We start from the raw sequence: 21,753 nt of genomic DNA on the forward strand, positions 1-21,753 counted from the left end.
GGTCGCTAAAAAAAATAGGGAACTGATTTATAAAAATCAATTCCCTATTAAAATGATAGATTTAATAGTGAAATCTAATTACCCATACCATAAACCTCTGGTTTGGGAATCTCTATAAAGTATTGTTTTCTACTTTTATTATTAAGGTGATCCTCTCTAAGCCAAGGATTGTGAATTTTCAATATCTTATAATTGATCCCGTAACCTTCTGCAAATTTTACAAAATCAGTCACAGCAGTATCTACTGATACTTTATAAGTTTCTATGGGCTTATACAAGTCATCATTTGTAAAGTTAAAACCATATTTTTTAGGATTTTTAAGTATTTCCTTGAGTGCAATTATTCTAAAAACATAGCGCCCAGTCTCTTCACCTAAAAGCAAATCGTAATAGTCATTTACATTTTGTGCATCCATTCTTCGGGATACTCCAGCATTACCTGCATTATATGCTGCAGCCGCTGCGGTCCAACTACCGAAACGTTCTTTTGACTTTTTAAGGTATGTCGCTGCTACGCGTGTGGACTTCTCTATATGATAACGTTCATCTACATTATCATTAACCTCCAGCCCATACTCTTTCCCTGTTCCGCTTAAAATTTGCCAGAAACCTGTTGCCCTTGCTGGCGAAACGGCCTGCGTAAGACCACTCTCTATAACTGCTAAATATTTAAGATCATCTGGCACGCCTTCCTCTTCAAGTATGGATTCTATTAATGGGAAATACTTGTTTGCTCTTTTAAACAAAAGTAATGCGTTGGACTGCCAGTACGTGTTTACGAGTAATTCTCTATCCATACGCTCTCTTATGTCCGGATACTGCACAGGTACCATTTCACCCGCAAAATTTAAACCATCTGGCATAGGTAGCGCATAAACATTATAGTCATTTACCATTTTTGTCGCTTTGTCTAAGCGCTCCCCTCCTATCTCAACTTTATCTGAGGTGGTAGATGTCACTTGTACAGCATTTATGGTTACTACTGCAATCGCAGCAACCCCAATGATTGCTAGTATATTTTTTATCTGTTTCATAGTTTTCGTTTTAAATCAATTTAATCATTTTCAATAAGTTGCAAAAGGTTTTTGTTAAACCATTTTGCCTTTGTTAGAATCATTATGTGTGTTCCGCCAGGAATTGTAATACAGCTCTCAATATAACGTTTTGGGAAAACAGCATCTGCATCTCCGTGTATATGAATTATACCTTCTGGCGGATTTTCTTGATCCCAACATATCATATTTTCGACAGCCCAACGCATATAATGTCTATCATTCATAGATAGGTATTTTTGGTAAAGTGCGACCCGGTGTTTAACGCTTTCTCCTAAAGCATATTTTGCGAGGGTGTCAATATCTTCAACTAATCTCGTGGGTAGGATTTTATAAAGTTTAAGCTTTCGCGAAAGCTTCATTCTACGCGGTAACTCGTGCTTGCTTTTTACACTACTTACTATAATGAGCTTTTGCACCTTAATATGTTTTGCCATCTCTTGAACGATAACTCCTCCAAAACTTACCCCTAACAGCACAATGTCACTATGCTTTACAAAAGCTGTCATTCTGAGCGCATAATCTTCAATAGATTCTTTAGAATTAGGAACTATCCATTCTAAACGGTGAACGGTTACACGATCCTTAGGTAATATAATGTGCTCAAAAATAGATGGGTTTGCCGCCATTCCTGGCATAAGATACATGTGCGTCATATAACGTTAATGTAAGGGTTTAACACAATCACAAACCCCTATATCGGGATTTTTTTGTAACTTTGCAACACTTTAATACTAAGAAATCATAATGTTTAATCTTTTTGACAATTTGATCTTTACACTCCAAAGCTAAAGAGAGATTTCTTAATCAGTAGTTAATTATACTTTAAATACTAAATACATTTCAAATTTATGGAAGCAATGGCAGCGATTGAATTGACAGACAATGAATTTTTGAGACAATTTGAAGCCACCTTTGACGGTAAAATGGCAAAGATGGAATACTCCGCTCAAGACAGAAAGATCTTCCTTACAAAAATTGTAATGCCCGCGGGCACTGAGGAACATATGAATGATTTTATTATCGCCGTATTTAACGAAGTAAAAGAACGAGAGATCAGCCTTGTTCCTACAAGTCCGGAAATAGCAAAATTTATGCGCGCAAATCGTAGAAAGTACAAAAGGTTACTTCCCGTAGGAATCAATATTTAACCTATCACAATCTTACTAAAAAACAAAACCACCCGTCGGGTGGTTTTGTTCTTTAAGAGTAACACCTCATCAAATAGTAGGTAACCACAATTCATCCATTTTAATTTATGCTTCTGCAATAAAAAAGCCCTCAAATCAATGAAGGGCATCTACGCCCTAATAAATTAAGATTTATAGGTCTATCGCAATCGATCTATCAGAGTTGTAGAGATCCTCATCGCGCTTGATTGCTTTGTTTGCCAGGCGCCATAAAAACGATACGTACAGCTTCATTGTAGAAAACGGAAAATTCACAGGTTTTTCCATAGAAAAAAATGAACAAACCTGTGAATAACCACCCAACCTATTGGGATCAAAAAAGCCCCTCAAATAAATGAAGGGCTTCTACGCACTAATAAACTAAGATTTATAGGTCTATCGCAATCGATCAACAGATTTTACGAGATCCTCATCGCGCTTGATTGCTTTGTTTGCCAAAGCAATAAAAACGATAGAAACAAGCGGAATGATCATCCCAATACCCTTCTCAAGGACCGCCGTCCCTCCGGATAAGATTTGCGAGTGATATACCAACACACCTAATAAAACAAAGTTCAATAAGATATTGAGACGCCCCAAAACAAATTGATTCTGCCTCTTTTTATATAGAAATATCGTTATAAATGATAGTAACGCACTACCAGCAAAAAGACCAAGATACAACATATTGTCTTCCGCCCAAACTGCTTCTCCGTTTTCGTCTGCAAATAAGCTAAACCCATAAGGTAACCCTAAAGATACTGCTGTAGCGATAAAGAGATAAATAGTCTGAATGCGTTGAATCATTTTCTAATAGTCCATTTGATAGAGACAAAAATAGCACTCTTTTATGATTTTGCTTAGAAAACATTAAAAATAAAATTGTATCATTGCAAAGACAACACGTAATAAGCTCTCCGCTTGTCACTTAATTGCCACCCTTATTTTATTGATTTCTTCTTTCAATAATTATTACACACAATCATTTATTAATTCACTCTAGCTACTAGATGTTCGAGATTTCAGATTTAAAAACAAAGAAACTTCCTGAATTACAGGAAATCGCGAAAGGTATGAATGTACCTAAATATCGCACCCTTAAAAAACTAGACCTAGTTTATAAAATTCTTGATGTACAAGCGGCCAATCCCGCAGTTGTTGCTGCTGTAAAAGCAGAAGCATTAGAAACTCCTGCAAAGTCACCAGACGATGCAAAATCCCCAGCAAAGGAACGTGCTCCACGACAACGTAAGGAAAGAACGGAGCCTAAAAAGGTCACAGAAAAGAAACAGGAAGACACTTCCTCTAAAGATGAAAAATCTGTAGAAAAGAAGCCTGTTAAACGTGAACCAAGAAAGTCTAACGACAGTAACCGTCAGGATAAAAATAACGATTCAAAAGGACGTCCAGAGCGTAGCAACGATTCTAAGTCCAACAATAATCGTCCAAAACGTGACAACAATAGTCGCGATAACAACAATCGCAATCAAAATAACAACCGCAACCAGAACAATTCCAGAAATAACGGAAATAGTAATGGTAATGCGGGCAATAAAGATAATCGCAATCGCTACCGCGAGCCAGATTATGAATTTGATGGCATCATTGAGAGTGAGGGTGTATTAGACATCATGCAAGACGGTTATGGATTCTTGAGATCCTCTGACTACAACTACCTTTCCTCTCCAGACGATATTTATGTATCACAATCTCAGATCAGACTTTTTGGTCTTAAGACTGGAGACACGGTACTAGGAGTCATACGCCCACCTAAGGAAGGAGAAAAATATTTTCCGCTTATTAAGGTAAGTAAGATAAATGGTCTTAACCCTAATATTGTGCGTGATCGTGTCTCGTTTGAGCACCTAACACCACTTTTCCCACAAGAAAAATTCAATATTGCAGACCGCCAGTCCAGCATTTCAACCCGAGTAATGGATATGTTTGCTCCTATTGGAAAAGGGCAACGTGGTATGATCGTATCACAGCCTAAAACAGGTAAAACAATGCTTCTTAAAGATGTGGCAAATGCTATTGCGGCAAACCACCCTGAAGTATACCAGATGATTCTTCTTATAGATGAACGTCCAGAGGAAGTGACAGATATGCAACGTAATGTAAAAGGAGAAGTTGTTGCTTCGACCTTTGACAAAGAAGCACACGAACACGTAAAAGTGGCAAACATCGTTCTCGAGAAAGCAAAACGTCTTGTAGAATGTGGTCACGATGTAGTGATTCTTCTAGATTCTATCACACGCCTTGCAAGAGCCTATAACACCGTACAGCCAGCTTCTGGAAAGATTCTTTCTGGAGGGGTAGACGCAAATGCACTTCATAAACCTAAACGTTTCTTTGGAGCGGCTCGTAATATCGAAAATGGGGGATCACTTACCATTATCGCTACAGCACTTACAGAAACAGGTTCTAAAATGGACGAAGTAATCTTTGAGGAATTCAAGGGAACTGGAAATATGGAATTACAACTGGATCGTAACATCTCGAACCGTCGTATCTTCCCGGCCATAGACCTTACCTCATCGTCTACACGTCGTGATGACCTGCTTCACAGCTCAGAAACTTCAAAACGTCTTTGGGTACTACGCAAGTATCTTGCAGATATGAACCCTGTAGAAGCAATGGAATTTATGAGCGATCGTATTAAGAGTACTCGTAATAACGAAGAATTCTTAATCTCGATGAATAGCTAGAGAAACTTGAAAATCGAGAAATGATATTATCAATTCCCTTAACATTTGTTGAGGGAATTTTTTTTCTACGCTTTTTATAAATACGTCTTCAGCGTATCGCGAAATTTACTCTGAATTTGTTTCAAGAGCGGGAATCAAATCCTCAAGAAGTTTGCCTCATAATCTTTATTTTTTCTTATCTATCTTTACGGGGTATCAATGATAATAATCCGCTGTTATCCTGAGAATTTTACGGTATATCGATGATGAAAGTTACTATATAACGAGTTACCCACAATTATGAAAAAAATCCTGCTAGCATTAATAATTTGTCTTTTAAGCTTCAGTAATTATGCTCAAGAAAAGATTACGGCTGAATTAGAAAAAGCTTACGGAGAAGAAAAATATGATTTGATTATTTCCGAGCATTCTGAAAAGGCAAGTGAATATCCAGCAAAAGCAATTTATTATGTTGGAATGGCTTACTATATGAAGGCTGACGATAATAATGCACTTAAACTAATGGATTTGTCAATCACAAAAGACAAAACAGACCCAGACGCTTATTTCATAAAAGGAATGACCTTGAATTATATGGGACAATTCGACAAAGCAATTGAATATTTCAATAAAGCAATTGAATTGGATATAAGTAACTCAAATTATTTTAGTGGTTTAGGAGATTCATATATAAGTCAAGAGAAATATAAAAAAGCACTTTCTGCTTATATAACAGCTACGGAAAAAAATGAACCAATAGACAGACCTTTTACTATGATTCCACAAATCTATGCGGAACTAAATCACCCTGATAAGGCTTTAGAAGCCTTTTATAAATCAAAAGAGACTATCTCAAAAGAATCTGATTCATACATAAACGCATTGTACAATATCGGACTTTACGAGTTTCTAAATAAAGACTATGACAAATCCGAAATTGCTTATAAAGAATTAATTGAGTTAGCACCAACCGACTATAATTCTTACGCTAAACTAATTCAAGTTTATTATGGCAAAAAAGAGTACGAAAAAGCAAAACCGTTTAAAGAGAAACTTTACAAAGCCTACGAACAAGGAAAATTAACGGATAATCTTAAAAGTATGTTCTGTTTTGACCAATTCGATTGGAATGACAAGTTAATTCTTGCTTACGAACGATTTGCAGTTAATGAAGGTAAACTCTATTACAAGCATATATTTTACGTTACAAATGAAAAAGGAGAAACTGAATTTACAATCCAAACGGAAAACTCACCTATTTCAGTTGAACTTGGTTACGAAAAGTACATACTTGGAATGGACAAAAATGGAACACACTATACATTCAATTACGGAATTAAAGAAGATTTCGATTATGATTATTTAAAGAAAATGGTTTCAAAAATATTGAACGAAGAAATTAAAGCAACAGCAAGTTCAAGAAAAGGAAAAAATTAACTGTGGGTAACACTTTATAAAACTGATGCCCAAACAGTAACAAGGTACACCATTCTAACATCAGTAAAAAACAAAAAAGTCAGAACCAATAAAAATTCTGCCTTTTCTATCGTCTTCTCTTTCTTTACGAGATATCGACGACAATAATTCATTATTATTTAGAATGCTTAAGGCTATATCGACGATAAAAGTTACTATATAACGAGTTGTGGTTAATTATGAAAATATTGCTAAAATTGACATTTGTACTTTTAATTTTGACTTCTTGCAAGTCGAAAAAGTCATTATTGCCAGACTATTCAAAAAGTGCTTTTGAGCCGATTACGCTAATTAAAAAGCACATTGAAAATTCGGAAAAGGAATTTGACGTGGAAATAAAAAATAGTCACGGAGGAAATTATGTTGTGAATTCAAAAGTTAACGTTCGACAAGATAGCGTTCGGATTGAAAACGATATTCGGAATAACTTTTACGGAACAAAATCGGACACAATTCTTACTTTTTTGAAAACTGATTTTATCAAGTTACTCGATACCGAATTGTCTTATGCTAACACTCAAATAAAAATTGCTGGAAATTATCAGGATATTAAAATAACTGTTGCGGATTCTACTAATGTATTTTATACTCGTCAAGGATTTGGAATTATGCGAGTTATGGAAAAAGGAATATCCAACACGAGAAAAGCGGAATAGAAAACGGAACAGAGCGGAAAATAACTAATGGCAACACCGGTAACCGTTGCACAAGCCACTAATTTCTAAAAATATGACCTCAAATGCGCCCTTTTAAGGGCGTTTTTGATGATTGTTATATTGCACTCGGCTCAAATTTGAGGAGCTCAGAACAAGGTAGATTGTACGCTTTCGCAAAAGCAAAACAAAAATCTAATCCTCCAATAAGTCAGGCCTACGCTCTTTAGTACGCTCATACGCCTGCTCTTCTCGCCAAGCTTCGATTTTAGGGAAGTTACCGCTAGTCAAAAGTTCTGGAACTTTCCAGCCCTTATACTCTGCTGGGCGGGTGTAAATGGGCGGCGCAAGTAAACCATCCTGAAAACTATCTGTAAGTGCCGAGGTTTCATTACCTAGCACGCCAGGGATCAATCGGATAACTGCATCGCACAAAATAAGTGCTCCCAGCTCACCACCGCTTAAAACGTAGTCTCCTACAGAAATTTCTTTTGTAATAAAATGGTCGCGCACGCGCTGGTCCACTCCTTTATAATGACCGCAGAGAATTATGATGTTTTCTTTGAGCGACATCGTGTTTGCCATCCCTTGATTTAAGGTCTCGCCATCTGGGGTCATATAAATCACCTCATCGTAATCTCGCTCAGACTTAAGCTGAGTAATGCATTTATCTATAGGTTCAATCATCATGACCATCCCTGCACCACCGCCAAACTGATAATCATCTATCGTTTTATAATTATCTGAAGTATAGTCCCTCAAATTATGAAACTGCACGTCTACGAGACCTTTGGCAATAGAGCGTTGCATTATGGAAGCTTCAAAAGGGCTTTTTAATAGGTCTGGTACAACGGTGATGATATCTATGCGCATTGCTTAATATTGTGGGGATGAGTAGGACGATAAACCTAAATTATATATTGGACCAAAAGTAATGTAAATCTGGGTCTTTCTTAAATCCTTCGCGTTCATAAAGCTGTTGCGCTCTATTTGTGGTTTCTGTCTGAATGACGATTCCTTTTTGATTGGTTGCTTTGCAAAAGTCTTTGGTAGTATCTATGAGTGACTTTCCTATGCCCTTTCCTCTGTGGTCGGGATGAATAAATAAATCATTGAGCAACAGCATACGCTCCATACTCACAGATGAAAAAATGGGATAAAGTTGTGTAAAGCCTACTGCCTTTAACGTTTTATTTTTTGCTTTCCCACCTTCGCTCGAGCTTCGGTCGGCAGGCGCGAAAGCAATATAAATCACACTCTCGGCTAACTCTATACGCTTTTGAATAAACTCACGCGCTCCCTCTACATCACTTTCCTGTCTATAAAACTGACGATACCCATCAAAGAGTGGAACAATCAAATCTAAATCTGCTATAGTTGCTTTGCGTATTTCCATAAAAAAATCTGTATTCGAAAATACAGATTTTATATCCTTTTTTTGAGAAACGTCTTTTTTACCCTTTTTGCGCTTTGAGCAACTTATTGCGCTCGTCTTGCAACTGGCGACCTAGTTTTTGCTCCTTCTCTAATGCCATCTTGCGGTACTCGTCAAAATCTGCCTCAACCTCATCTAGTTTATAACGTGACTCCTTAGTCACAGCGTTGCTATTTTTAAATTTATAGATGAAAAATAACAATCCTAAAAGTAAAACTCCCACGATACTCCACATCATTGTACTATAGGAACCTTTACTCATAAGCGTACCAAAGAAATTCATAGAATCCTTCTCTTCATTGATAGCAGTAAGGGTCGCCTCTGTATCGCCTAGGCTTTTAGTAAGCTCACCTATTTTTGTCTTTTGGGTAGCAATCTCACCTTTTAAAGAACCTATTTCTTCTTGTAGCCTATCGATGCGCTCTTTCACATTACCTCTAAGGGAAGTGAGTTTAGATCTTTCGACAACTTCGTAAGACTTTCCATTTGCATTATAATTTCCCGAGCCTTCGATGATTTCATCTATCTGATTTTCGAGAGAAAGTGGTCCATTATTTTCCGTCTCTTGTGCCTGTAGCGAGAGTGTAGCAATAGTGCAAATTGCTATGAGGTAGTGTCTAATTGTATTCATAGTTGGGTGTGTTAGTCTGTGTACAACGGCGTGTAAAATAGCATATTATTAAGTAGGGCTACAAAAATACGTTTTTTCTCGACATCATAACACTATGCCTAAAACCATAGAAATATTGTAGCTCTATCTACTATCGCAAAATTCCAAAAATGCTGTAATCATCGCCGTTAACAAACTCATAAAAGAAAACCCACTCGAGTGGAGCAGGCTTTCTAGAATAGGTGTTTGTAAGCGTAATTGTTATTTTCTGATTTTTATGCTTTTTACTAATACATCCTTAGCGTATCGCAAAAGTTACTCTGAACTCGTTTCAGAGCGAACCCGCTCGTATCTTAATAGTACGTAAACCTACGCACCTTAGCAATATATTTTGCCAGTCTTATCACTTGATGGCTGTAACCATATTCATTATCGTACCAAACATAAATTACAGCATTTTTACCATCTGCTCTTACGATTGTGGCATTGCTATCATAAATACTAGGCGCCGAAGATCCTACAATATCACTAGAGACGAGCTCATTATCTATGGAATATTTTATTTGCTCAACAAGGTTTCCTTCGAGCGCGTATTTTTTCATAATCGTATTCAATCCTGCGACAGAGGTTTTCTTTTCTAAATCTAGATTCAAAATTGCTAATGACCCATTAGGCACTGGTACTCGTATGGCATTTGAGGTAAGTTTTCCTTCAAAGGATGGTAATGCCTTACTTACTGCAGCACCCGCACCTGTTTCCGTAATGACCATATTTAAGGCTGCAGCGCGACCACGACGATACTTGTTGTGCATATTGTCTACAAGGTTTTGGTCATTTGTATAGGCGTGAATCGTCTCGAGATGCCCGCTCTGAACCCCTAAAGAATCATCTATCGCCTTAAGAATAGGTGTTATCGCATTAGTCGTACAAGACGCCGCCGAAAAAATGTTAACCTCATCTGGGCTATGGTCTAAATGATTTACTCCGTGTACGATATTAGGAATTCCTTTGCCTGGGGCAGTAAGCAATACTTTCTCTACACCCTTCCCTACTAAATGACGGCTTAGTGCTTCTTTATCTCTAAAAGCTCCCGTATTATCTATGACGAGCGCATTGTCAATACCGTAGGTTGTATAATCTATGTCTTCTGGTGCGTTTGCACTTATGATTTGAACGGTTGTTCCGTTTATGATAAGAGCCTGCTTCTCTAAATCTACAGCAACTGTTCCTGCAAAATCGCCGTGAACAGAGTCATTTTTGAGAAGCGAAGCGCGTTTTTCCAGCACCGTCTCTGTAATTGCCCCACGAGTGACTATCGCGCGTAGTCGTAGCTGACTTCCTTTACCAGTTTTAGTCATTAACTCTCTAGCTAGCAATCTACCTATACGGCCAAAACCGTACAACACTACATCCTTTGGCGCAATGATACCGTAGTCTTGCGCACCCTTAAGCTTTTTAGAAACAAAGCTTGTAGCATTTATACCTTCTGGCTCTAGGTGATACTCATAGGTAAGCTTTCCTATATCGAGCTTTGCTGGTGGCATATCCAGCTTTTTAATAGCTTCAGCAATCTCTACGCTATCAAAAATGGATATTGGTTTATTTACAAATGCTCCTGCGTATTCGTGTAGGTCTAGAATCTCACTCACATTTCTGTCTATGAGCGCATTTCTAAAAAGCACCAATTCGATGGAGTTGTCATACCATAAATCACTCACAATCTTTATAAAAGCTACTGTTGCTCTTCGTCTATCGGCTTGGAATGCGAGTTCTTTTTCGTAGGTATCTTGCTTTGACATAGTTATTTATCGTTGTTTTTTGAATAATTTATTTTGCTACCCCAAACAAGTTCAGGCTAAAACTGTAACAAGCTCAACTGAAGTAACAAAAATTTTAGTCGTCTAAATTTTCGGCAAAAGTATTATTTTCTTTGCGTTACGCAAACGTTTTCGTAATTTAATTTAGGGCATAAAAAAATCCCCTCAAGTGGATGAGGGGATTGAGCGTATTACGCTTTTTATAAATACGTCTTCAGCGTATCGCGAAAGCGTACTTATACTATTAAGAAGCTAACTAATCTTCAAAAATAAAACGATTACGTTCTCCATTGATAATAACTACAATACTTATAGGCTCGTTAGGGTCTCTCGTTTTCATTACTTCCGAAACGTCGTCCACGTTGCTTACTTTGGTCTGATCAATTTCCGCAATGATGGCTCCTACTAGTTGCTGGTAACTAGCGCGTCTTAAGTCTGGATTAATCAACCTGCTTATGACAACACCTTGGTCTGCTCCAAAACGTTTTAAGTCTGCATCTGTAGCATTTTTAACCTCAACACCTAGTTTACTAAGCTCATATGTGGGAGATTTAAACAACTTTACGGGTAGTGTAATCTCACGATTGTTACGTAGAACACTTACGTTTACAATATCATCAGGCTGCTTTGTATTTACATAACCCGTAAGGTCAGAAAACTTACTAATCTTAATGTTATCGATCATTTTTATAACATCTCCTTTCTGTATCCCAGCCTTCTGTGCTCCAGATTCCAGCTCTACTCCTGCTACGTAAAATCCTTCGGTAGTCCCGAGATCGTATTCTTTATTAAGACGAGGAGTAACTGGTCCTCCTTGAACTCCAAGTATCCCCTTCTGTACGGAACCATACTCTAATAAATCATTTACAATCTTACGTGTGTTGTTAGATGGAACGGCAAAAGCATATCCTACATAAGATCCTGTTTTTGACGTGATGGCCGTATTTATCCCGATAAGCTCTCCTTTTGTATTTACTAAGGCTCCTCCACTATTTCCAGGGTTAATAGCTGCATCAGTCTGGATAAAGGACTGATTATTCATATCATACTCGTTTATATCCCTAGCTTTTGCCGAGATGATTCCTGCAGTAACCGTCGATGTAAGGTTAAAAGGATTTCCTACAGCGAGCACCCATTCTCCTACCTTGGCCGCGTCACTATCACCAAAGGTGATATAGGGAAAATCCCTGTCGCTCTCAACCTTGAGCAAGGCTATATCTGCCTGTTCAGCGCGCCCTACGATTTCGGCCTTAAATTTTCTGTTATCATTAAGAACAACCTCGACCTCTGTCGCACCAGCTATTACGTGATTGTTTGTCACGATATAGCCGTCTGCACTTATGATGACGCCACTACCTGCTCCTACGATCCCCTGGCCTCTCTCGCCAGTGCCACGCATTGCCTCCATCATATTACGAGGGCGCACATACTCCTGCATATTTTTTACGTGTACTACGCCATTGAGAGTTTTCTCTGCTGCTACCGTAAAGTCTATACCCTCTGCAGCTGCATTATTAGGATTATAAGAAGCTTGCACAAATGCTGGAGCGGCTATAGGTGTTACCGCTTCAATATGTGTTGTTTCTTCTTTTTCTATAAATAATTTATAAGAACCTAGCGTTATTACGCCTGCTAGAATGGCGATTGTAAGTGAACCTGCTAATTTTTTCATCATCAATTTCATTTAAGTTTTAGGTACATGTTCTAACTCATAAAATTAAAATAATCGTATGCGCGTTATTCACATTTAACTGCCTTTTAACAGCACCTGCCATATCCTAATTTCATATTTTTGTCGCTCATCATATATAATTCATGACAATCCCTTTCTCAAAATATCAAGGAACCGGAAATGACTTTGTCATCATAGATAACCGACAGGAATTATTTGCCAAAAATGATACCAAACTCATTGCGAGGATGTGTGACCGAAAATTTGGCATAGGAGCAGACGGATTGATACTGCTTGAAAATCATCGAGATACCGATTTCCGAATGGTGTATTATAATGCAGACGGGAATGAAAGCTCGATGTGTGGTAATGGGGGGAGATGTATTGTTGCTTTCGCGAAAGCGTTATCCCTCATATCCCACTCCACAACTTTTATGGCCATAGATGGCTTGCACGAGGCGCAGATTAAGGGCGATATCGTGTATCTAAAAATGCAGGATGTAAATAATATAAAATCTACTGCCGAATACACTTTTCTTGACACCGGCTCCCCGCACCATATCGAATTGTGTGAAGACGTAAAAAACATAAATGTAAAAGCAGAAGGTGCAGCCATACGATACAGCAGCCTTTATGGAGCGGCGGGAAGTAATGTAAATTTCGTCACACCGCTTCAAGAGGATACTTTTGCCGTACGGACCTATGAACGCGGTGTGGAAGACGAAACTTTAAGTTGCGGCACAGGAGTAACAGCTGTGGCGCTTGCGATGCACAAACAAGGAAAGACACATTCTAAAAAAATAGAACTTCAAGTAGAAGGCGGTAAGCTCTATGTGAGCTTTGAACCTTACGAGGATGGGTACCACAATATTTATCTTATAGGCCCGGCACAACTTGTCTTTAAAGGAACTTGGGAATGTTAACATTGCAAGGCGAACATATAAAGCTCAGAGCGCTGGAGCCAGAGGACCTCACTCACGTACATCGTATTGAGAATGACGAAAAGCTCTGGCATCTTAGTGAGACCGTTACACCCTACTCCGTACACAGTATTAAGGAATATGTAGACAACGCCCATCGTGATGTTTACGAGGTGAAACAATTACGCTTAGTAATATGTGATGTAACTACAGATGCCTTTGTAGGATTTATTGATTTATTTGATTTTGACCCACTCAACTTGAGAGCTGGAGTAGGTATTGTGATTGAAAGTACTGATGACCGTGGTCAAGGGTACGGAAAAGAAGCGCTTCAATTACTATTGAAGTATTGCAAAAAACACCTGCAATTGCACCAACTCTTTGCAAATATAGGTGCAGACAACCCAAGCAGTATAAGGCTCTTTGAGAAACTAGGATTTGAGCTCATAGGAATTAAAAAAGACTGGAGACGGTCCGGAACAGATTTTATAGACGAATTATTATATCAACATATTTTATAAATGTATATCAAACGTATCATTCTTGCCATCGCGGTTATCGGAGTTCTTGTGGGAGCAATTTTTGCGTATAATGTGTATGATGCCATATTTACAGATAATACGGCATTCAATAACGAAGAAGCCCATCTTTATGTAGGTAGCAATACTACCTTTAAAGATGTATTGGAAGATATTGAGCCCTTGTTAAAGGATCCAGAAAGTTTTGTCAAGGTTGCAGAAAAAAAAGGATATACTGGTAATGTAAAATCTGGTCATTTCATTATAAAAAAAGGAATGAACAATAATGAAATCATTAATTCCATACGCAGTAAAAACATACCTGTCAAGGTTGCTTTTAATAATCAAGAACGTATAGAAGATCTTGCGGGGCGTATTGCAAATCAAATTGAAGCAGATAGCCTTTCATTAATTACGGCAATGCTCGATACGGAATACCTTTCTGAACGCGGTCTTAATGAAGATACTGCACTCACGATGTATATTCCTAACAGTTATGAAGTCTACTGGAACACAGATGCGCAAGGCTTTAGAGCAAAAATGGCAAAAGAATATGACCGTTTCTGGACCAATGCTCGAAAAGCAAAAGCAAAAGCACTTAATCTAACTCCCGCCGAAGTTTATAGCATTGCCTCCATTGTACAAAAAGAAACTGCAAAAAATGATGAACGCCCCAGAGTTGCTGGTGTATATCTGAATAGACTGAGAAAGGGAATAAAACTAGATGCAGACCCTACGGTAATCTTTGCCGTAAAAAAGAATGAAAACGATTGGAACAAAGTAATTAAGCGAGTCTTGTATAAAGATTTAGAAACAGACTCTCCTTACAATACGTATAGAAATGCTGGTGTTCCTCCAGGCCCTATATTTATGCCAGATGTCACGGCTATAGATGCGGTGCTGAATCCTGAGAAACACGATTATTACTATTTTGTGGCAGATGTTGAAAACTTTGGATACCACAAGTTTGCAAAGACACTGTCGCAGCACAATGCAAACAGCGCCGCATATAAACGCTGGATAAGTGCTCAGGGGATCAATCGTTAAACTCCTCTTAATACAACCGTTAACGTTTCAAAAATGAGAGCTGTGAGCTCTCATTTTGTTTTATATTACGACTAGTTCAATGAGAGAGCCTTAGGGCTTTTGATAATGCGAACTATATGTTCTTTAACATACAATGTATATAACCATTAGCCCAAGGGCTTATGACCTCCATTGAGGACTTTGCCACACGAGGTGGCAGGTAATTATAATTTAATAATCTCATTAATATGAAGAGACGTTATATACTACTGTTAGTTTTACTTCCTGTTGCGTTTATGACGTTTTCAGGTTTCACAATGAATAATAGTAAAACTATAGCCGATTTTTCATTTGAGCCATCATCGTATGATGTGCCTTCAATTGAGGAAGTAAAAGGTGATTTTCCTGGTGGGCATACCAGCCTAACTTTAGGAAAAACATATTTAGGCTTTAAAGAAGCTCTTGCTTTTAGCGAGTCCAGCGGTAATTATTTTGCAGTGAATAGACTGGGGTATAAAGGTAGATACCAGTTTGGAAAATCTGCCCTTAAATGGGTAGGAGTGAAAAATTCAAAGCAATTTATGCAATCGCCTTTGTTACAAGAAGCTGCATTTGATGCGCTTGTAGCAAAGAACAAGTTTGTCTTACGCAATCACATTGCAACCTACAATGGTAAGACAATAGGTGGCGTAAAAGTTACCGAAAGTGGACTTATAGCAGCAGCACACCTTTGCGGTGCAGGAAATGTTAAAAAATTCCTTGAGACAAACGGTGAGTACATTTTTGCGGACGCAAATAATGTACCCTTAACGAAATATCTGAATCACTTTAAAGATTACGATACTTCAACCGTTCCCGCAAATGCTAATGCAAAAGTTTCATAAGATACATTCAAGTTTTGTATTGCATTATGTAATAACAAAAAGCAAATGTATTTTGATAGTAATTACCCAAAACCCGAGCACAGTCTCGGGTTTTCTTTTTTATAATATGTTGATCGCTTTCGCGAAATGTACTCTAAACCTGTTTCAAGAGCGCAAAACGCAACATTATTCCACCCAATATTTCTTTTCCCACCACTCTATAGCCTGTTGTTAAATATTTGTTAGCCAGTTCAATTATATGGAAATCCCCATCTAATTTTGCATAAAATAGATTGTTAGTGAGGTGTGAGGTGATGCATATAGTGGCAAGGTCATTCGGCAAAAATGTAAATTGAAGTAGATCTGTATATCAAGAAGATTGCAAGTGCAACAATTACAGTTAGTTGCGTAGTTTGACAGCTTATTGAGCTTGTGAACGAAAATATTTGCTAGATTCAATTAAAGTTGTACCTTTGCACGCCGAAATAGACAGCACCCGAAGAGGTTAATTTTAAGCAACCTTGGCAGTCGAAAATCGTTTATATGATACGAAACCTGGTTAAATTCACCGTGCTTCCATTTATGATAGCACTTATTGCACTAGGAAATAGATCTGAGAAAAAGGAAATTAATTTCTCTGATTATTCAACTGAAGGATTAAACCTTCAGTACACTGTTCCTACTCAGGAAGAGTTAAACCCATTACCTATCGTTACACTTGCTGCACCTATTCCATTTGCTGGCAACTTATTTGTAGGTTTTAAAGAAGCACTAGCTTTTAAAGAATCTCAGGGAGACTATTTTGTCGTAAACCAATTCGGATATATGGGAAAATACCAGTTTGGAAGTTCTACCCTTGACCTTCTTGGTGTAAAAAACAAAAAATCATTTTTGAAAAATCCGTTGTTACAGGAGAAAGCCTTTGTAGCAAATGCTTCTCGTAATAAATGGGTTCTAAGAAAAGATATTAAACGATTTAAAGGAAAATGGATAGGCGGTGTAAAAGTGACCGAATCTGGCATCCTTGCTGCTGCGCACCTTGCAGGACCAGGAAGCGTAAAGAAATTTTTGCGCTCTGGCGGCGAAAACGGATTTAGCGACGCGTTTGGTACATCTATTCGCAGTTATATGAAGCGTTTTTCTGGGTATGATGTTTCTTTTATTAAAGCTAATAAAAAAGCGAGAGTGGCTCACAAATAAGCCGTCGATTTTAAAACTAAAAAGCCGCTAGATTTAGTTCTAGCGGCTTTTTAGTTTTAGATTAGTCTATGCTACCATTTAATAATAGAACTCGCCCAAGTAAATCCGCTTCCAAAAGCAGCAAGCACAACCGTATCTCCTTCTTTTATTTTTCCTTCTTCCCAAGCCTCAGTAAGGGCAATAGGAATAGACGCCGCCGTGGTATTTCCGTAGCGTTGGATGTTATTATATACTTTGTCATCTGCCAACTTGAACTTCTTTTGTACAAATTGAGAAATACGAAGATTTGCCTGATGCGGTATCAACATATCTATATTTTCTGGAGTGAGGTTATTTTTTGCAAGCCCTTCCATAATTACTTCAGAAAATCGTACTACTGCGTTTTTAAACACAAACTGACCATTCATATAAGGATAGTAAGGAATATCCTCTTGCGGATTTTTCTCAATAATTTCAGGAACCCATTGCTCCGTGCTCGGGCCCTTTAGAGATAACTCAAGCGCATGCGCTCCTTCACTATGTAAATGGGAGGATAAGACACCCTTTGCACTATCTTCTTCTCTTGTGAGCACCGCTGCACCTGCACCATCTCCAAATATTACCGAAACAGAACGACCTCTAGTGGTAAAATCTAATCCGCCACTATGATTTTCGGACCCGATAACAAGAATATTTCTATACATTCCAGATTTTATAAACTGGTCTGCGGTTGCCAGTGCATATATAAATCCAGAGCATTGATTACGCACATCCAACGCGGGAACGGTATCCATCTCCATAATATGTTGTACTTGGACACCACAGCCTGGAAAATAATAATCTGGGCTGAGCGTAGCAAAAACAATCATATCTATGTCTTTATTAGTTAATCCTGCTCTCTCTATAGCAATAGCAGCTGCTTTTGCTCCCATTCTTGCAGTAGAATTACCATCCCCTTTTTTAATATGCCTACGCTCCTTAATACCTGTACGCTCCTGTATCCAAGCGTCGTTGGTATCCATAAGTTTGGATAGATCATCATTAGTCACTACATTTTCAGGAACATATTTGCCTAAACCGGCGATACGAGAATTATACATATATAGGTGTGTTTAAAGTTGTATTTGAGTTTGCCATTTGATTTAAAAACACATCGATCGTGTGGAGAGGCGTCTCTCAAATACATCCCGTAAATATAAAGTATTACATAATCTTGCAAAAGCACCTAGAAATACTTTACTATGCTAGCATAGTAAAGTATGCTATTAAATCTCACTTAAAATAGTTTGCACAAATCCTTTAAGAAAGAGATGTCATTTTCTAAAAGGATCTATTGTATACAAGTCGCAATCCTGGAAACATTTGTTAATCAAAGACCATAATCTAAGACAGGGCTTCGTACAACATTACACACTCTACCGCCTCCCTCACATCATGTACTCTTAAAATTTTAGCGCCTTTTTGCAATGCAACCATATTTAGCGCTGTTGTTCCGTTGAGTGCATCTTTCGAGGTTACATTTAGGGTTTTATAAATCATTGACTTTCTTGAGAGACCAGCCAATACAGGGACATCAAGCATTTGTAAATGATTGAGCTGAGCTAATAATTCAAAGTTTTGTTCTGTGTTTTTGGCAAAACCAAAACCAGGATCTATGATGACATCATTTATTTTATGAGACCGAGCAACCGCAATACGCTCGCTGAAATATTGAATCACCTCCTTAGTCACATCCTTGTAATGCGTTAGCGTTTTCATAGTTTGAGGTGTTCCACGCATATGCATCATTATGTAGGGAACACGCAACTCCCCTACCGTTTGCACCATCTCGTCATCTAGATTTCCTGCGCTTATATCATTTACGATAGATGCACCTTCGTTAATAGCAGTTTTTGCAACTCTAGCCCTGAAGGTGTCTATGCTCAGCAGAATCTCTGGAAAATTTTCAACCAATTTTTGAACAACGGGAATTAGGCGATTTAGTTCTTCGCTTTCTGAGATATGAACTGCTCCAGGTCTTGAACTGTATGAACCCACGTCTATAAACGTTGCTCCTTCTTTGAGCATTTTTTCCACTTGACTGAGCGCATCGTCCATCTTTTCATAGCTCCCACCGTCGTAAAAAGAATCTGGGGTAAGGTTCAGGATACCCATCACCTTGGGAGTATCTAAGTCTATTAAAGTTCCTTTGCAGTTTATGGTCATTTGGAAATTTTGATGATTGTCCTTCGGCTGTTTTGGTCTACTTTGTAGGTTCTTAATGGGTTTGAGTACGCTTTCGCGAAAGCGTAACCCATCACACTCAACAAACTTCTCAAGGCATTTTTTACTTTGCCTATTTTAAGCGAAATTTACAACAAATCCACAGAATTCTATGAAAGACACGGAGGCGCAATACGATGCAGTAATCGCAACTTGTAGAACATTGTTTACCAACAAAATGAAAGATTATGGTAGCGCGTGGCGCATCTTGAGGCTTCCAAGCCTTACGGACCAAATCTTTATTAAAGCACAGCGCATACGTGGATTACAGCAAAATGCAGAACGAAAAGTAGATGAAGGCGAAGTTTCTGAATTTATAGGTATCATAAATTATAGTGCGATGGCACTCGTACAATTAGAAAAAGGAGTTGTCGAGCAACCTGACTTAAACCTTGAGCAAGCGATTAAAGCTTACGATGAAAAGATTGCCCAAACCAAAGCGTTAATGCTAGCAAAAAATCACGACTACGGCGAGGCCTGGCGTGAGATGCGAGTTTCTTCTCTCACAGATTTAATCTTGCAAAAACTGCTTCGTGTAAAGCAAATTGAAGATAATGAAGGAAAAACGCTGGTGTCAGAAGGAATAGATGCAAACTATCAGGATATGATAAATTACGCCGTTTTTGCTCTAATATTACTGGAAGAAGTTTAATTAAATGATACCGCATAGCGGTAGTACTTATGAAAATACTCGTAACCATTGCTCGCATTTTTGTGGGTGTCCTTTTTATTTTTAGCGGTTTTATAAAACTGAATGACCCTGTGGGTTTTGGCTACAAGTTGCAGGAATATTTTAGTCCAGAAGTTCTCAATCTCGAATTTTTATCGCCCTATGCCCTTCTTATGGCCATTATCCTTGTGGTAGTCGAAGTTTTGCTGGGTGTTGCCCTACTCATAGGATATGCCAAAAAAATTACGCTCTGGCTATTGCTAGCGATGATTGCATTTTTCACCTTTCTCACCTTCTACTCTGCTTATTTTAATAAAGTTACGGACTGCGGATGTTTTGGTGATGCTATTCCGCTCGTGCCTTGGGAGTCATTTATCAAGGATGTGATTTTGCTCATTCTTATTATCTTCTTAATGCTTTTCCAAAAGCATATTACCCCTCTTTTTAGTAAGACGGCGCGTAGTATTATTGTTTTCGTTGCATTTTTTGCCTCAATGATCTTTGGCTATTATGTGTTAATGCACTTGCCTTGGCTCGATTTTAGAGCCTATAAAGTTGGAAATAACATCGCCGAGGGAATGAAAATTCCTGAAGGTGCTCCAGAAGCCATTTTTGAATATGACTGGAAGTTTAATATAGATGGGGAAGAACAAATCATTACAACAACTGGCGGTTATCCACAGGTAGAAGGCAAATTTATAGGGTATGAAACCCGCCTGGTTCAAGAAGGTTACGAGCCACCTGTACACGACTTTACGATAGAAAAAAACGGTCAAGATTACACGACCAAATTTCTAGAAATGGAAAACCTTATCGTCATCGTAGCCTACAACATAGACAAAACAGAGACCGAGGGTTACGGTAACATTAAGCGGGCGGTAGAGCGCGCGATGAAAGCTGGTTACACCGTGATAGGAATGACGAGTAGCGGTGAGGATGTTTATAACGCTTTCGCGAAAGCGTACGAACTCCCATTTGACTTCTACTTTACAGATGAGACGGTTCTTAAAACCATTATTCGCTCCAATCCAGGAATTGTAAGTCTGAATAAAGGAACCATCATCCAAAAGCTACACTACAACGACGCCGAAGATTTAGAACTTAAAGAACTACCTACTGCAAATCCTAAATTAGACGTTGATCTCAAATTTACCTTAGACAGTATCGCCGTGCTCGACCAGCGATATCGTAAGTTAATGCAAACAAACGACGAGGCCGAACGAGCAGAAATGGGAAAGCAAATGGGCTTACAACCCGAGGATTACACCGGTAATCTCTGGGAGCGTCAGATTGCTATAGACACAATGAGCCTCAAAATGGTAAAGCGCATTATAGCAAAGCACGGCTATCCAGGTAAGACTCTTGTAGGCGAACCGACGAATACCTCTGCTTGGTATGTAATACAGCACAATCCAGAAGAAATTCCAACATATTTACCGCTTATGCAAGAGGCTGGAAAAAACGGCGAACTACCGTTTACGCTAGTTGCAATGATGGAAGACCGCTATCTTATGAATGAGGGCAAACCCCAAAAATATGGCACACAAGGAATGACATATGGCGGTAGTCCATCGTTTATTTGGCCCATTGAGAATCCGGAAGAAGTAAATGAAAGGCGCGCCGAAGCAGGTTTTAACCAAACCATTGAGGAATATGCTTCTGATTTATTTGGAGAGGATTTTAATTTTGAGAACATCTCTCTACAAGAAGCCGAACAGCGTCGCATCGCGTCTACAAAATAATT

21 protein-coding genes are annotated in these 21,753 nt (G+C 38.4%); 11 read left to right on the forward strand and 10 right to left on the reverse strand.

From position 1 onward, the window contains the following. Positions 1–74 precede the first annotated feature (74 nt). A complete protein-coding gene (locus EAX61_RS06145; protein ID WP_121916789.1) occupies positions 75–1,034 on the reverse strand; it encodes a lytic transglycosylase domain-containing protein in 960 nt (319 codons plus the stop codon). A 20-nt stretch (positions 1,035–1,054) separates the two neighbouring features. Then, positions 1,055–1,708: an alpha/beta fold hydrolase gene (locus tag EAX61_RS06150; RefSeq protein ID WP_121916790.1), complete on the reverse strand. Its 654-nt coding sequence runs from the start codon at positions 1,706–1,708 to the stop codon at positions 1,055–1,057. Between the two features lie 195 nt (positions 1,709–1,903). Here EAX61_RS06150 and EAX61_RS06155 point away from each other — a divergent pair, with 195 nt between their 5' ends. After that, complete coding sequence (locus EAX61_RS06155; RefSeq protein ID WP_121916791.1) at positions 1,904–2,203, forward strand: N-acetyltransferase; 300 nt, start codon at positions 1,904–1,906, stop codon at positions 2,201–2,203. A 414-nt stretch (positions 2,204–2,617) separates the two neighbouring features. On the opposite strand, the gene EAX61_RS06160 is transcribed toward EAX61_RS06155, so the two are convergent. Next, positions 2,618–3,028 carry a DUF4293 domain-containing protein gene (locus EAX61_RS06160; RefSeq protein WP_121916792.1) on the reverse strand — a complete coding sequence of 137 codons (411 nt, stop codon included), beginning with the start codon at positions 3,026–3,028 and terminating at the stop codon, positions 2,618–2,620. Between the two features lie 203 nt (positions 3,029–3,231). Here EAX61_RS06160 and rho point away from each other — a divergent pair, with 203 nt between their 5' ends. The 3 genes from rho to EAX61_RS06175 all read left to right on the forward strand — a co-directional run bounded on the left by rho (position 3,232) and on the right by EAX61_RS06175 (position 7,040). Then, positions 3,232–4,929, forward strand: a complete 1,698-nt coding sequence (gene rho / locus EAX61_RS06165) for a transcription termination factor Rho (protein ID WP_121916793.1) — start codon at positions 3,232–3,234, stop codon at positions 4,927–4,929. A 279-nt stretch (positions 4,930–5,208) separates the two neighbouring features. Next, on the forward strand, positions 5,209–6,345 hold the full coding sequence (locus EAX61_RS06170) for a tetratricopeptide repeat protein (protein WP_121916794.1): 1,137 nt from the start codon (positions 5,209–5,211) through the stop codon (positions 6,343–6,345). A 287-nt stretch (positions 6,346–6,632) separates the two neighbouring features. Then, complete coding sequence (locus tag EAX61_RS06175; protein ID WP_121916795.1) at positions 6,633–7,040, forward strand: hypothetical protein; 408 nt, start codon at positions 6,633–6,635, stop codon at positions 7,038–7,040. Between the two features lie 192 nt (positions 7,041–7,232). Here the strand turns inward: EAX61_RS06175 and trmD are convergent, their stop codons facing one another. The 5 genes from trmD to EAX61_RS06200 form a co-directional block, all read right to left on the reverse strand. Then, positions 7,233–7,910: a tRNA (guanosine(37)-N1)-methyltransferase TrmD gene (trmD, locus tag EAX61_RS06180; protein ID WP_121916796.1), complete on the reverse strand. Its 678-nt coding sequence runs from the start codon at positions 7,908–7,910 to the stop codon at positions 7,233–7,235. Between the two features lie 40 nt (positions 7,911–7,950). Beyond that, entirely contained in the window at positions 7,951–8,433 is a 483-nt protein-coding gene (locus tag EAX61_RS06185; protein WP_121916797.1) for a GNAT family N-acetyltransferase, read from the reverse strand. Between the two features lie 58 nt (positions 8,434–8,491). Beyond that, positions 8,492–9,103, reverse strand: coding sequence for a cytochrome P450 family protein (locus EAX61_RS06190; RefSeq protein WP_121916798.1), 612 nt, complete (start codon positions 9,101–9,103; stop codon positions 8,492–8,494). A 332-nt stretch (positions 9,104–9,435) separates the two neighbouring features. Then, positions 9,436–10,881, reverse strand: a complete 1,446-nt coding sequence (locus EAX61_RS06195) for a glyceraldehyde-3-phosphate dehydrogenase (RefSeq protein ID WP_121916799.1) — start codon at positions 10,879–10,881, stop codon at positions 9,436–9,438. A 274-nt stretch (positions 10,882–11,155) separates the two neighbouring features. Next, positions 11,156–12,574, reverse strand: a complete 1,419-nt coding sequence (locus tag EAX61_RS06200; protein WP_347337923.1) for a trypsin-like peptidase domain-containing protein — start codon at positions 12,572–12,574, stop codon at positions 11,156–11,158. Between the two features lie 140 nt (positions 12,575–12,714). Between EAX61_RS06200 and dapF the strand changes: the two genes are divergently transcribed. The 5 genes from dapF to EAX61_RS06225 all read left to right on the forward strand — a co-directional run bounded on the left by dapF (position 12,715) and on the right by EAX61_RS06225 (position 17,098). Further along, positions 12,715–13,494, forward strand: coding sequence for a diaminopimelate epimerase (gene dapF, locus EAX61_RS06205; protein WP_121916801.1), 780 nt, complete (start codon positions 12,715–12,717; stop codon positions 13,492–13,494). Further along, on the forward strand, positions 13,488–14,012 hold the full coding sequence (locus tag EAX61_RS06210; RefSeq protein ID WP_121916802.1) for a GNAT family N-acetyltransferase: 525 nt from the start codon (positions 13,488–13,490) through the stop codon (positions 14,010–14,012). Before dapF ends, EAX61_RS06210 begins: the two co-directional genes overlap by 7 nt. Continuing rightward, positions 14,013–15,056 (forward strand): endolytic transglycosylase MltG, encoded by a 1,044-nt coding sequence (gene mltG, locus EAX61_RS06215; protein ID WP_121916803.1) that lies wholly within the window; start codon positions 14,013–14,015, stop codon positions 15,054–15,056. Positions 15,057–15,283: 227 nt separating this feature from the next. Further along, on the forward strand, positions 15,284–15,919 hold the full coding sequence (locus EAX61_RS06220; protein ID WP_121916804.1) for a peptidoglycan-binding protein LysM: 636 nt from the start codon (positions 15,284–15,286) through the stop codon (positions 15,917–15,919). Positions 15,920–16,441: 522 nt separating this feature from the next. Next, on the forward strand, positions 16,442–17,098 hold the full coding sequence (locus EAX61_RS06225; protein ID WP_121916805.1) for a peptidoglycan-binding protein LysM: 657 nt from the start codon (positions 16,442–16,444) through the stop codon (positions 17,096–17,098). 71 nt (positions 17,099–17,169) lie between these two features. Here EAX61_RS06225 and EAX61_RS06230 read toward each other — a convergent pair whose 3' ends face one another. Both EAX61_RS06230 and folP read right to left on the reverse strand, forming a co-directional pair. Continuing rightward, positions 17,170–18,177: a 3-oxoacyl-ACP synthase III family protein gene (locus EAX61_RS06230; RefSeq protein ID WP_121916806.1), complete on the reverse strand. Its 1,008-nt coding sequence runs from the start codon at positions 18,175–18,177 to the stop codon at positions 17,170–17,172. A 283-nt stretch (positions 18,178–18,460) separates the two neighbouring features. After that, positions 18,461–19,282, reverse strand: a complete 822-nt coding sequence (folP, locus tag EAX61_RS06235; protein ID WP_121916807.1) for a dihydropteroate synthase — start codon at positions 19,280–19,282, stop codon at positions 18,461–18,463. 169 nt (positions 19,283–19,451) lie between these two features. Between folP and EAX61_RS06240 the strand changes: the two genes are divergently transcribed. After that, complete coding sequence (locus EAX61_RS06240) at positions 19,452–19,991, forward strand: DUF1599 domain-containing protein (protein WP_121916808.1); 540 nt, start codon at positions 19,452–19,454, stop codon at positions 19,989–19,991. A 29-nt stretch (positions 19,992–20,020) separates the two neighbouring features. After that, entirely contained in the window at positions 20,021–21,751 is a 1,731-nt protein-coding gene (locus EAX61_RS06245; protein ID WP_121916809.1) for a BT_3928 family protein, read from the forward strand. The last annotated feature ends 2 nt before the right edge of the window (positions 21,752–21,753 follow it).

This window comes from Dokdonia sinensis (assembly GCF_003688895.1).
In the GTDB taxonomy this organism is placed as follows: Bacteria; Bacteroidota; Bacteroidia; order Flavobacteriales; family Flavobacteriaceae; genus Dokdonia; species Dokdonia sinensis.

What these genes read in the sequence shown, in the direction of transcription:
- EAX61_RS06245 (WP_121916809.1), top strand. Translation starts at nt 20,021, where the DNA reads ATGAAAATACTCGTAACCATTGCTCGCATTTTTGTGGGTGTCCTTTTT.
- EAX61_RS06200 (WP_347337923.1), bottom strand. Translation starts at nt 12,574, where the DNA reads ATGATGAAAAAATTAGCAGGTTCACTTACAATCGCCATTCTAGCAGGC.
- folP (WP_121916807.1), bottom strand. Translation starts at nt 19,282, where the DNA reads ATGACCATAAACTGCAAAGGAACTTTAATAGACTTAGATACTCCCAAG.
- EAX61_RS06220 (WP_121916804.1), top strand. Translation starts at nt 15,284, where the DNA reads ATGAAGAGACGTTATATACTACTGTTAGTTTTACTTCCTGTTGCGTTT.
- EAX61_RS06185 (WP_121916797.1), bottom strand. Translation starts at nt 8,433, where the DNA reads ATGGAAATACGCAAAGCAACTATAGCAGATTTAGATTTGATTGTTCCA.
- EAX61_RS06160 (WP_121916792.1), bottom strand. Translation starts at nt 3,028, where the DNA reads ATGATTCAACGCATTCAGACTATTTATCTCTTTATCGCTACAGCAGTA.
- dapF (WP_121916801.1), top strand. Translation starts at nt 12,715, where the DNA reads ATGACAATCCCTTTCTCAAAATATCAAGGAACCGGAAATGACTTTGTC.
- EAX61_RS06150 (WP_121916790.1), bottom strand. Translation starts at nt 1,708, where the DNA reads ATGACGCACATGTATCTTATGCCAGGAATGGCGGCAAACCCATCTATT.
- EAX61_RS06190 (WP_121916798.1), bottom strand. Translation starts at nt 9,103, where the DNA reads ATGAATACAATTAGACACTACCTCATAGCAATTTGCACTATTGCTACA.
- rho (WP_121916793.1), top strand. Translation starts at nt 3,232, where the DNA reads ATGTTCGAGATTTCAGATTTAAAAACAAAGAAACTTCCTGAATTACAG.
- EAX61_RS06145 (WP_121916789.1), bottom strand. Translation starts at nt 1,034, where the DNA reads ATGAAACAGATAAAAAATATACTAGCAATCATTGGGGTTGCTGCGATT.
- mltG (WP_121916803.1), top strand. Translation starts at nt 14,013, where the DNA reads ATGTATATCAAACGTATCATTCTTGCCATCGCGGTTATCGGAGTTCTT.
- EAX61_RS06155 (WP_121916791.1), top strand. Translation starts at nt 1,904, where the DNA reads ATGGAAGCAATGGCAGCGATTGAATTGACAGACAATGAATTTTTGAGA.
- EAX61_RS06195 (WP_121916799.1), bottom strand. Translation starts at nt 10,881, where the DNA reads ATGTCAAAGCAAGATACCTACGAAAAAGAACTCGCATTCCAAGCCGAT.
- trmD (WP_121916796.1), bottom strand. Translation starts at nt 7,910, where the DNA reads ATGCGCATAGATATCATCACCGTTGTACCAGACCTATTAAAAAGCCCT.
- EAX61_RS06170 (WP_121916794.1), top strand. Translation starts at nt 5,209, where the DNA reads ATGAAAAAAATCCTGCTAGCATTAATAATTTGTCTTTTAAGCTTCAGT.
- EAX61_RS06240 (WP_121916808.1), top strand. Translation starts at nt 19,452, where the DNA reads ATGAAAGACACGGAGGCGCAATACGATGCAGTAATCGCAACTTGTAGA.
- EAX61_RS06230 (WP_121916806.1), bottom strand. Translation starts at nt 18,177, where the DNA reads ATGTATAATTCTCGTATCGCCGGTTTAGGCAAATATGTTCCTGAAAAT.
- EAX61_RS06210 (WP_121916802.1), top strand. Translation starts at nt 13,488, where the DNA reads ATGTTAACATTGCAAGGCGAACATATAAAGCTCAGAGCGCTGGAGCCA.
- EAX61_RS06225 (WP_121916805.1), top strand. Translation starts at nt 16,442, where the DNA reads ATGATACGAAACCTGGTTAAATTCACCGTGCTTCCATTTATGATAGCA.